We start from the raw sequence: 11,845 nt of genomic DNA, 5'->3' as shown, positions 1-11,845 counted from the left end.
CGGTGTTCGCGGCTGCGTTCGACGCGGTGTGCGCTGAGCTGGATCCGCTGTTGGGGCGTCCGCTGCGTGAGGCGATCGCGGATGCGGAGCTGATCAGCGAGACCGGGTTCACGCAGCCGGCGTTGTTCGCGTTGGAGGTGGCGCTGTTCCGGCTGGTCGAATCCTGGGGTGTGCGGCCGGACTTCCTCGCCGGTCACTCGATCGGTGAGCTGGCCGCGGCGCACGTGGCGGGTGTGTTCTCGCTGGCGGACGCATGCAGGCTGGTGGCGGCGCGCGGTCGCCTGATGCAGGCGCTGCCGCGCGGCGGCGCCATGGTGGCGGTGGAGGCGTCCGAGGACGAGGTGCTGCCGCTGCTGACCGACGGTGTGGGCATTGCGGCGGTCAATGGGCCGACCTCGGTGGTGGTTTCGGGTGTCGAGGGCGCGGTTTCGGCTGTGGTGGCCGGTCTGGAGGGGCGGAGGTCGACGCGGCTCACCGTCAGTCATGCGTTCCACTCGCCGCTGATGGACGGCATGCTGGCGCAGTTCCGCGCCGTGGCCGCTGAGGTGGTTTTCGCGGAGCCGCGGGTCCCGATCGTGTCGACGCTGACCGGTTCGCTCGTGTCGGCCGAGTTGACCGACCCCGAGTACTGGGTGCGGCACGTTCGCGAGGCCGTCCGCTTCGCCGACGCGGTGCACGTGCTGGAGGGCGAAGGCGTCCGGACGTTCCTGGAGCTGGGCCCGGACGGCACCCTGACCGCCATGGCAGGGCAGTGTCTCGCGGAGGACACCGACGCCGTCCTCACCCCCGCCCTGCGCCGCGACCGCCCCGAGCCGGAGAGCATCACCACCGCGCTCGGCCAACTCCACGTGCTCGGTGCGAAGGTCGACTGGCAGGCGGTGTTCGCGGGCACGGGTGCCCGCCGGGTGGACCTGCCCACCTACGCCTTCCAGCGCGAGGCGTACTGGATCGACCGGACGGCACCCGTGGTCGGGGACGCGCGGGCGATCGGTCTGGGGTCCGCCGACCACCCGCTGCTGGGCGCGGCCGTTGCGCTCGCCGACAGCGACGGTTTCTTCTTCTCCGGCCGTCTCTCCGTGCAGACCCATCCCTGGCTGGCAGAGCATGCCGTCGGCGGCAGCATCCTGCTGCCCGGCACGGCCTTCGTCGAGCTCGCGATCCGGGCCGGCGACCACGTCGGCTGTGACCGCCTGGACGAGCTGACCCTTGAAGCCCCGTTGGTGCTCCCCGAGCGGGGCGGCGTGCAGGTCCAGCTCTGGATCGGGCAGGCGGACGGCACGGGTGCGCGACCGCTGTCCGTGTACTCGCGGCCCGAGGACGCGGACGACGACGCGGTGTGGACGCGCCACGCCGACGGACTGCTGTCGAGCGGCGCGCGCCCGGCCGCGGACGCCGCCTTCGCCGCAGCCTCCTGGCCGCCCGCAGACTCCGCGCCGGTGGACCTCACCGGCTTCTACGACGCCCTCGCCGCCTCCGACTTCGGCTACGGCCCGGTCTTCCGCGGGCTCGTCGCAGCCTGGGTGCGCGGCGAGGAGGTCTTCGCCGAGGTGGCGCTGCCCGAGGAGGCAGTCGCTGCGGCCGGTGCGTTCGGTCTGCACCCGGCCCTGCTCGACGCCGCGCTCCACGCGACCGCCCTCGCTACCACGGCGGACGCCGAGCAGGGCCGGGGCCGGCTTCCGTTCTCGTGGAACGGCGTGTCCCTGCACGCGGTCGGCGCCGCCACCCTCCGGGTCCGGATCGCCCCCGCCGGGCCCGAGTCGGTGACGCTGACGGCCGTCGACGCCACGGGGGCGCCGGTTGCCTCCGTGGCGTCGCTGATGCTTCGGCCGGTCTCCGCCGGCCAGCTGCACGGCGACGGCGCCCACCGTGCCGCCCAGCACGACGCACTCTTCTCCGTCGACTGGACCGAGGTCCACCTGCCCGCGCGGGCGGCTGACGAGGCCGAGCTCCACACCGTGGTGGGTGCGGACGGCCTCGGCCTCGCCGCCGCACTGCTCGCCGCCGGCCGCGCCGTCGACACCCCCCAGAGCCTCACCGCCCTCGTGGCGCGCCTCGAAGCCGACCGCGCGACACCGGCACCGGCCACCGTCCTCCTGCCGCTCGGCACCGTCGGCGTGCAGCTGTCCGCCGAGGCGGTGCGGACGGCGGTGCGGGAGGTGTTGGCGCTGGTGCAGGAGTGGTTGGCGGCGGATGTGTTCGCGGATTCGCGTCTGGTGGTGGTGACGCGGGGTGCAACGGATGCCACTGACCTGTCGTCCGCCGCGGTGCTGGGTCTGTTGCGTTCGGCGCAGTCGGAGAATCCGGGTCGGATCGTTCTGGTGGACGTGGACGGCGATGCCGAAGTGGGGCTGTTGCAGCGGGTGTTGGCGTGCGGTGAGCCGCAGGTGGCGTTGCGTGGCGGGGTGGTGCTTGCGCCGCGTCTGGCGCGTGCTGTGGCGGGTGGTGCTTCGGCGGGTGGTGCTTCGGCGCCGGTGCTGGATCCCGAGGGTACGGTGTTGGTGACGGGTGCGACGGGCACTTTGGGGGCGTTGTTCAGCCGTCATCTGGTGGTGGAGTACGGGGCTCGTCGTCTGTTGTTGGTGTCGCGTCGTGGCGAAGAGGCCCCGGGTGCGGTGGAGTTGGCGGCGGAGCTGGCCGGTCTGGGTGCGGAGGTGTCGTTCGCGGCGTGTGATGTCGCGGATCGTGCCGCGCTGGGGGCGGTGCTGGCGGGTGTGGAGTTGACCGCGGTCGTCCACACGGCGGGTGTGTTGGATGACGGGATCGTGCCGTCCCTGACGCCTGAGCGGTTGGATGCCGTGCTGCGTCCGAAGGTGGATGCGGCGTGGAACCTGCACGAGCTGACGAAGGACCGTCCGCTTGCCGCGTTCGTGCTGTTCTCCTCAGCGGCTGGTGTCTTCGGCGCGGCGGGTCAGGCGAACTACGCCGCCGCGAACGCCTTCCTCGACGCCCTCGCCGAGTACCGCCATGCCGCCGGGCTCCCGGCGACCGCTCTCGCCTGGGGCCTCTGGGCGGGCGGCATGGCCGCCGGGCTGGATGACGCGGACGTGCAGCGCATGGCCCGCGGCGGCGTGGCTCCGCTGACCGCGGAACTCGGACTCGCGCTGTTCGACGCCGCGCTGGCCCAGGACGCGGCTGCGCTGGTGCCGATCCGGCTCGACCAGGCGGGCCTGCGGGTCCAGGCCCGGGTCGGGCGACTGCCCGCCGTCCTGCGCGGGCTGGTCCGCACACCCAGCCGCCGCGCCGCCGAGGGTGCTGCGGCCTCCGCCGCCGGTGCGTCGCTGGTCGAGCGGCTGCTGACGCTCACCGAGGACGAGCAGCAGCGAGAACTGCTGGACCTCGTCCGGACCCAGGTCGCCCACGTGCTCGGCCACAGCGGCCCGCACGCCGTCGACCCGGCGAAGGCGTTCCGCGAGACCGGATTCGACTCGCTGACCTCTGTGGAGCTGCGCAACCGGCTCAACGCGGCCACCGGCGTCCGGCTGCCCGCCACCGTCGTCTTCGACTACCCGACCCCGAACGCCGTGGCCGGCTACCTGCTGACCGAGGCGCTCGGCCTGCGCGACGCCGTCGTGGAGAGTGCGCCCGTGCGGGCCACCGCCCTCGCCGACGACCCGGTCGCGATCGTCGGCATGGCCTGCCGCTACCCCGGCGGCGTCCGTTCCCCCGAGGACCTGTGGCGGATGGTCGCGGGCGGCACCGACGGCATCTCCGCCTTCCCCACCGACCGGGGCTGGGACGTTGAGAACCTGTACCACCCCGACCCGGACCACCCCGGCACCTCGTACACGCGCGAGGGCGGTTTCCTCCACAACGCGAGCGAGTTCGACCCGGCGTTCTTCGGCATCTCGCCGCGCGAGGCGCTGGCGATGGACCCGCAGCAGCGGCTGCTGCTGGAGGCGTCCTGGGAGGCGTTCGAACGGGCCGGCATCGACCCTGAGACGGTCCGCGGCAGTCGCACCGGCGTCTTCGCCGGCGTGATGTACCACGACTACATCTCCCGCCTTCCCGCCATCCCACCGGGCGTCGAGGGCTACCTCGGCACCGGCAGTTCCGGCAGCATCGCGTCCGGCCGGGTCGCCTACGTGCTCGGACTGGAGGGCCCGGCCGTCACCGTCGACACCGCGTGCTCCTCCTCCCTGGTGGCCCTGCACTGGGCGATCCAGGCGCTGCGCACCGGCGAGTGCACGCTCGCCCTGGCCGGCGGCGTGACCGTGATGTCCACCCCCGACACCTTCGTCGACTTCAGCCGCCAGCGCGGGCTCGCGCGGGACGGCCGCTGCAAGTCCTTCTCGGACGATGCGGACGGCACCGGCTGGGCCGAGGGAGTCGGCATGCTGCTCGTCGAGCGGCTCTCCGACGCCCGCCGCAACGGGCACCCGGTGCTCGGCATCGTGCGCGGCTCGGCGATCAACCAGGACGGCGCCTCGAACGGCCTGACCGCCCCCAACGGCCCCTCCCAGCAGCGCGTCATCCGCCAAGCCCTCGCCTCGGCCGGACTGTCGGCCGCCGAGGTCGACGCCGTCGAGGCGCACGGCACGGGGACCTCGCTCGGTGACCCGATCGAGGCCCAGGCACTGCTCGCCACGTACGGCCAGGCGCACAGCGACGACGAGCCCCTCTGGCTCGGCTCGGTGAAGTCCAACCTCGGCCACACCCAGGCCGCCGCCGGTGTCGCCGGCATCATCAAGATGGTCCTCGCGATGCGGCACGGCATGCTGCCGCAGACCCTGCACGTCGGTCGGCCGTCGACGCACGTCGACTGGACGAAGGGCGCCGTCGAACTGCTCACCGAGGCCCGGCCGTGGCCCGAGACCGGGCGGCCGCGTCGCGCCGGCATCTCCTCGTTCGGCGTCAGCGGTACCAACGCACACACCATCATCGAGCAGCCCCCCGCGGCGCCCACACCCACCGACGACCGCCCCACGTCCGGGCCGCGTCCGCTGGTGCTGTCGGCCAGGAGCCCCGAGGCACTGCGCGCCCAGGCGGCCCGGCTCGCCGAGCACCTGAAGGAACTGCCGGCCTGGTCGCCCGTCGACCTCGCCCACTCACTCGCCACCACCAGGACCGCCTTCGACCACCGGGCGGCTCTGGTCGCCACCGAACCCGACCGGATCATCGAGCACCTGGCCTCCTTCACGGGCCTGGTCGAAGGACCGACGGGGACGGGTGGCCGGACGGCGTTCCTGTTCGCGGGGCAGGGGAGTCAGCGGGTCGGGATGGGCGGGGAGCTGTATGCCTCCTACCCGGTGTTCGCGGCTGCGTTCGACGCGGTGTGCGCTGAGCTGGACCCGCTGTTGGACCGTCCGCTGCGCGGGGCGATCGCGGATGCGGGGTTGATCGACGAGACGGGGTACACCCAGCCGGCGCTGTTCGCGCTGGAGGTGGCGCTGTTCCGGCTGGTCGAATCCTGGGGTGTGCGGCCGGACTTCCTGGCCGGTCACTCGATCGGTGAGCTGGCCGCGGCGCATGTGGCGGGCGTGTTCTCGCTGGCGGACGCGTGCCGGCTGGTGGCGGCCCGTGGCCGGTTGATGCAGGCGCTGCCGCGCGGCGGCGCGATGGTGGCGGTGCGGGCCTCCGAGGCCGAGGTGCTGCCGCTGCTCACCGACGGCGTCGGCCTCGCCGCGGTCAACGGGCCCACGTCCGTGGTGCTGTCGGGCGCCGAGGATGCCGTCCGGGCCGTCATGGAGCAGCTGACGGGTCGCAAGTCCACGCGCCTGACGGTCAGTCACGCCTTCCATTCGCCGCTGATGGACGGCATGCTGGCGGAGTTCCGTGCGGTGGCCGCTGAGGTGGTTTTCGCGGAGCCGCGGGTCCCGATCGTGTCGACGCTGACCGGTTCGCTCGTGTCGGCTGAGTTGACCGACCCTGAGTACTGGGTGCGGCATGTTCGCGAGGCCGTCCGCTTCGCCGACGCGGTGCACGTGCTGGAGGGCGAAGGCGTCCGGACGTTCCTGGAGCTGGGCCCGGACGGCACGCTCAGCGCCATGGCGCAGCACTGCCTCGCCGAGGACGCCGACGCCGTCCTCACCCCCGCCCTGCGCCGCGACCGCAGCGAGCCGGAGAGCTTCCAGACGGCGATGGCCCAGTTGCACGTGCGCGGCACGGCAATGGACTGGGCGGCGGTCTTCGCGGGCACGGGTGCCCGCCGGGTCGACCTGCCCACCTACGCCTTCCAGTACGAGCGCTACTGGCTGGAGGCCCCGCCGCTCCTGGTGGGCGACGCGGCCGCGGCCCAGCTCGGGCTGGATCTGGCGGAACATCCGCTGCTGGGCGCCTTCGTGGGGCTGGCGGACGGCGAGGGTGTCCTGTTCACCGGGCGGCTCGCGCTGGACGCGCAGCCATGGCTGGCCGACCACGCCGTCGCGGAGACCGTGCTGCTGCCGGGGACGGCGTTCGTCGAGCTGGCGGTGCACGCGGGAGACCAGGTCGGATGCGGGCGGGTCGAGGAACTGACCCTGGAGGCGCCGCTGGTGCTCCCGGTGCGCGGCGGTGTGCAGGTGCAGGTGTCGGTGGGGGCGCCGGATGCGGCGGGCCGCCGGTCGGTGGCCGTGTACTCGCGGGTCGAGGATGCGCCGCTCGACGAGCCGTGGCTGCGCCATGCCGCGGGCTTCCTGTCCCCGGCCGCCGCGGTTCCCGGACTCGACCTGGCCGAGTGGCCGCCGGCCGGTGCCGAGCCGCTCGCGGTGGACGGGGTATACGAGGCCTTCGCCACGGCCGGGTTCGCGTACGGGCCGGTGTTCCAGGGTCTGCGGGCGGCGTGGCGGCGGGACGGCGAGGTCTTCGCCGAGGTGGCCTTGCCGGAGGACCTCCGGCCGGAGGCCGCGGCGTACGGGCTGCACCCGGCGCTTCTGGATGCCGCACTCCACGCGGTGGGTGTCGGCGGGCTGCTGGCCGAGACCGGCCAGGGACGCCTGCCGTTCAGCTGGTCGGACGTGTCGCTGCTGGCCGGTGGTGCGGACGAACTGCGGGTGCGGATCGGCACGGCCGGTGCCGACGCGGTCTCGCTGGCGGTGGCGGACGCCACCGGCCGGGCGGTGGCCGTGGTCGGTTCGCTGGCCCTGCGGGCGTTCACCCCGGATCAGGTCGGGGCCACGGGCGGACATGAGGCGCTGTTCCGCCCGGACTGGGTACCGGTGCCGTTGCCCGTCGACGTTCAGGCGGGGGCGATCGGTGTCCTCGGCGTCCTGGGCGGGGACGGCCAGGGTCTGCCGGGCGCGCTGCTCTTCGCGGACCTGGCCTCGGTGGCCGGGAGCGGCGCGGTCCCGGACACACTGGTGTATCCCGTTCGCGCCATCCGTGGCGACGACCCGGTCGCCGCCACGCATACGGTGCTGCGGGAGGTGTTGGCGCTGGTGCAGGAGTGGTTGGCGGCGGATGTGTTCGCGGATTCGCGTCTGGTGGTGGTGACGCGGGGTGCAACGGATGCCACTGACCTGTCGTCCGCCGCGGTGCTGGGTCTGTTGCGTTCGGCGCAGTCGGAGAATCCGGGTCGGATCGTTCTGGTGGACGTGGACGGCGATGCCGAAGTGGGGCTGCTGCAGCGGGTGTTGGCGTGCGGTGAGCCGCAGGTGGCGTTGCGTGGCGGGGTGGTGCTTGCGCCGCGTCTGGCGCGTGCTGTGGCGGGTGGTGCTTCGGCGGGTGGTGCTTCGGCGCCGGTGCTGGATCCCGAGGGTACGGTGTTGGTGACGGGTGCGACGGGCACTTTGGGGGCGTTGTTCAGCCGTCATCTGGTGGTGGAGTACGGGGCTCGTCGTCTGTTGTTGGTGTCGCGTCGTGGCGAAGAGGCCCCGGGTGCGGTGGAGTTGGCGGCGGAGCTGGCCGGTCTGGGTGCGGAGGTGTCGTTCGCGGCGTGTGATGTCGCGGATCGTGCCGCGCTGGCGGCGGTGCTGGCGGGTGTGGAGCTGACCGCGGTCGTCCACACGGCGGGTGTGTTGGATGACGGGATCGTGCCGTCCCTGACGCCCGAGCGGTTGGATGCCGTGCTGCGTCCGAAGGTGGATGCGGCGTGGAACCTTCACGAGCTGACGAAGGACCGTCCGCTTGCCGCGTTCGTGCTGTTCTCCTCAGCGGCCGGGGTGTTCGGTGCGGCGGGTCAGGCGAACTACGCCGCTGCGAACGCCTTCCTGGATGCCCTTGCCGAGCACCGCCACGCCGCGGGTCTCCCGGCGCAGTCCCTGGCGTGGGGGCTGTGGGCGGAGGACGGCGGCGGAATGGCGGCCGGGCTGGACGACGCGGACGTGCAGCGGATGGCCCGCGGTGGTGTCGTCGCCCTGAACGCCGAGGACGGCCTGCTGCTGTTCGGCGCTGCCGTGGCCGGTACCGAACCCGTGCTGGTCCCCATCCGCCTCGACCTGGCGGGCCTGCGGGCCCAGGCCGGCATCGGGATGCTGCCGCCGATGCTGCGCGGCCTGGTCCGGACGCCGGTGCGCCGCGCCACCGCCAACGGTGGAGGTACCTCTGCCGCCGGCGGCTCGGCGCTCGCCGACCGGCTGGCGGCGCTGGGCGCGGCCCAGCGGGAGGCCCTGCTGCTCGACCTGGTGCGCGGCGAGGTCGCCGCCGTCCTGGGCTACCCGGACGCCTCCGGGGTCGATGCGGGCCGCGCCTTCAAGGAACTCGGCTTCGACTCGCTGACCGCGGTCGAGCTGCGGAACCGGCTCAACGGCGCCACCGGGCTGCGCCTGCCGGCCACGCTCGTGTTCGACTACCCGAGCCCCGCGGTGCTCGCCGAACAGCTCAGGACCGAACTGCTCGGCGCCGATCCGGAGGCCGTCGTCGCCCCGGCGGTCAGCACGGCCCCGGACGACGAGCCGATCGCGATCGTCGGCATGGCCTGTCGCTACCCGGGCCGGATCGAATCGCCCGAGGACCTGTGGCGGCTGGTCGCCGACGGGCGGGACGCGGTGTCGTTCTTCCCCGAGGACCGCGGCTGGGACACCGCCAACCTGTACCACCCGGACCCGGACCACCTCGGCACCTCGTACGCACGTGAGGGCGGGTTCCTGCACGACGCCGGCCTCTTCGACCCCGGCTTCTTCGGCATCAGCCCGCGGGAGGCGATGTCGATGGACCCGCAGCAGCGGCTGCTGCTGGAGACGTCCTGGGAGGCCTTCGAGCGGGCCGGGATCGACCCGCGAACGGTTCGCGGCAGTCGTACCGGTGTCTTCGTCGGCGTGATGTACAACGACTACGGCATGCTGCTCCAGCAGTCCGCCGAGGGCGCGGAAGGCCACGTGGGGACCGGTACCTCCGGCAGCGTCGCCTCCGGACGGGTGTCGTACACGCTGGGCCTGGAGGGGCCGGCCGTCACGATCGACACGGCGTGTTCCTCCTCGCTCGTCGCGCTGCACCTGGCCTGCCAGTCGCTGCGGCAGGGTGAGTCGACGCTGGCGCTGGCGGGCGGTGTGACGGTGATGCTGACGCCGAGCACGTTCGTGGAGTTCAGCCGTCAGCGCGGCCTGGCCGCCGATGGCCGCTGCAAGGCTTTCTCCGATGACGCGGACGGGACCGGCTGGGGCGAGGGCGTCGGCATGCTGCTGGTGGAGCGGCTGTCGGACGCCCGGCGGAACGGTCATCCGGTCCTGGCGGTCGTCCGCGGCAGTGCCGTCAACCAGGACGGCGCGTCCAACGGCTTGACCGCGCCGAACGGGCCGTCCCAGCAGCGGGTGATCCAGCAGGCGCTGGCCAGTGCCGGGTTGACGGCCGGCGAGGTGGACGCGGTGGAGGCGCACGGGACCGGGACGCGTCTGGGCGATCCGATCGAGGCGCAGGCCCTGCTCGCCACCTATGGGCAGGGGCGCGGCGAGGAGGAGCCGCTCTGGCTGGGCTCGGTGAAGTCGAACCTGGGTCACACCCAGGCGGCGGCGGGTGCGGCCGGTGTGATCAAGATGGTGTTGGCGATGCGGCACGGAGTGCTGCCGAAGAGCCTGCACGTCGGCGAGCCGTCCTCGCACGTCGACTGGTCGGCCGGCGCGGTCGAACTGCTCGCCGAAGCCCGTCCGTGGCCGGAGATCGGGCGGGCGCGCCGTTCGGCGGTCTCCTCCTTCGGCTTCAGCGGCACCAACGCGCACATCATCCTGGAGCAGGCACCCGCGGAGGAGCCGGTGCCGGCCATTACGAGCACGGGTGCGCCGTTGCCGCTGGTGATCTCGGGCAGGACGGAGGAGGCGCTGCGCGGGCAGGCCGCTCGGCTGCGGGAGTTCGTGGCGGCGCGTCCTGACGTGGAGGTGGCCGATCTGGGGCTGTCCCTTGCGACCACGCGCTCCTCGTTCGAGTGGCGTGCCGGGCTGGTGGCGGGCGACCGTGCGGAGCTGTTGGCGGCGCTGGAGGCGTTGGCGGGCGGCGTGTCGTCGGAGAGCGTCGGCACACCGACCGGTGGGCGGACGGCGTTCCTGTTCACCGGTCAGGGCAGTCAGCGGGTCGGGATGGGCTTCGAGTTGTCGGCGGCCTTTCCGGTGTTCGCGGCTGCGTTCGACGCGGTGTGTGCCGAACTGGATCCGCTGTTGGACCGTCCGCTGCGTGAGGCGGTCGCGGATGCGGAGCTGATCAGTGAGACCGGGTTCACGCAGCCGGCGTTGTTCGCGCTGGAGGTGGCGCTGTTCCGGTTGGTCGAATCCTGGGGTGTGCGGCCGGACTTCCTGGCCGGTCACTCGATCGGTGAGTTGGCCGCGGCGCACGTGGCGGGTGTGTTCTCGCTGGCGGATGCATGCAGGCTGGTGGCGGCGCGCGGCCGGTTGATGCAGGCGTTGCCGCGTGGTGGCGCGATGGTGGCCGTCCAGGCGGCGGAGGCTGACGTGCTGCCGCTGCTGACGGCCGAGGTGGGCATCGCTGCCGTCAACGGGCCGGCGTCCGTGGTGATCTCTGGCACCGAACAGGCCGTCCTGGATGTCGCGGAGAAGCTGACGGCCGACGGCTGCCGGACCAGGCGGCTCACCGTCAGTCATGCGTTCCATTCGCCGCTGATGGACGGCATGCTGGCGGAGTTCCGCGCCGTGGCCGCTGAGGTGGTTTTCGCGGAGCCGCGGATTCCGATCGTGTCGACGCTGACCGGTTCGCTCGTGTCGGCCGAGTTGACCGACCCCGAGTACTGGGTGCGGCATGTTCGCGAGGCCGTCCGCTTCGCCGATGCGGTGCACGTGCTGGAGGGCGAAGGCGTCCGGGCGTTCCTGGAGCTGGGCCCGGACGGCACGCTGACGGCGATGGCGCAGCCGTGCCTCGGCGAGGAGAGCGGCGCCGTCCTCGTACCGGCCCTGCGGCGCGATCGGCCGGAGGCGCAGAGCTTCACGACTGCGCTGGCCCGGCTCCAGGTGCGCGGCGCCGCGGTGGACTGGCACGCCGTGTTCGCGGGCACCGGCGCCCGCCGGGTGGATCTGCCCACCTATGCCTTCCAGCACGAGAACTACTGGCCGCGGGTCAGGCCCGGGCTGGTCGGGGACGTGCTCTCCGCCGGCCTGGCGAACGCCGACCATCCGCTGCTCGGCGCCTCGTTGGCGCTGGCCGATGCGGACGGCCACCTCTTCACCGGGCGGCTCGCCCTGGACGCGCACCCCTGGCTGGCGGACCATGCCGTCGCCGGCACCGTACTGCTGCCCGGAACGGCCATGGTGGAACTCGCGGTCCGGGCCGGCGAGCAGGTCGGCTGTGCGCATGTGGAGGAGCTCACCCTGGAGGCGCCGCTGATCGTGCCCGAACAGGGCGCGGTGCAGCTCCAGGTGTCCGTCAGTGCTCCCGAGGAGTCGGGTCACCGGACGATCGCCGTGCACTCCCGGCCTGCGGAGGCTGCTGATGACGTGCTCTGGACGCGGCATGCGGTGGGTCTGCTGGCGCGGGAGTCGGCTGCCGGTGGCGT

1 protein-coding gene is annotated in these 11,845 nt (G+C 73.2%); it reads left to right on the top strand.

Translation table 11 applies throughout. From position 1 onward, the window contains the following. Window positions 1-11,845: SDR family NAD(P)-dependent oxidoreductase (locus ACZ52J_RS42245; protein WP_465626730.1), on the top strand; the 11,845-nt coding region annotated here is incomplete at both ends.

The sequence above is a fragment of the Kitasatospora sp. NPDC034035 genome, from assembly GCF_055575755.1.
Note: the sequence above shows the minus strand (reverse complement) of the source record. Positions and strands in the feature narration are given on the sequence as shown.